This window comes from Vibrio sp. 704 (genome assembly GCF_033339295.1).
This window is the reverse complement of sequence record NZ_JAWOUH010000797.1, coordinates 1-569: the sequence shown is the minus strand read 5'-3', so window position 1 is coordinate 569 and position 569 is coordinate 1. Positions and strand designations below refer to the sequence as shown.

1 protein-coding gene is annotated in these 569 nt (G+C 47.8%); it reads right to left on the bottom strand.

The genetic code is table 11. From position 1 onward, the window contains the following. Positions 1–569: TIGR01620 family protein (locus R7R24_RS29175; protein WP_318120521.1), on the bottom strand; the 569-nt coding region annotated here is incomplete at both ends.

Below are 569 nucleotides of genomic sequence, written 5' to 3'. Positions count from 1 at the left end.
GAGCAGAAACTTTGCCAGCAAGATCCATCGACATCAAATCCATACCGGCGTCAATGGCTAACTCACTTGCACCTGCCGCTGCCATATTCACGAATACCGCTCTCAATAGCTTGATGCGCGAAGCATAACCTAATTCAACGCCATACACTTTGGATAAGTTATCGATCATTTTGAAGTTTCGCCACGCCACCAGCAACATATCAGCGGCGGCGAGTGGACTTACCGCAACTAGCGCAGCAGACTCAGTCGCGTGCTGAGAAACCACTTTTGTAGCGAGCTTGTCTTGTTGACTAACGACCATAGAATCGTACATATCAAGGATTTCCGCATCACTGTGTGCTGGATTAATGCTGTTCTGCCAGCGATCAAAGCCTGGGTTCTCTGCTAATACACCACTCTGTTCTGCCACCTTTTCGCAAAACACCTTGCCTTTACCCACACTGTCACTGTGAACGAGCAGTTCGGCTTCTTCTTGAATACTGAAATGATTTCTTAATTTACGTAGCTTCCAGAGTTCTTTACCGATGGTCCCTAGGCCCAATGATGCCACAGCAGTAATGAAACCCGCC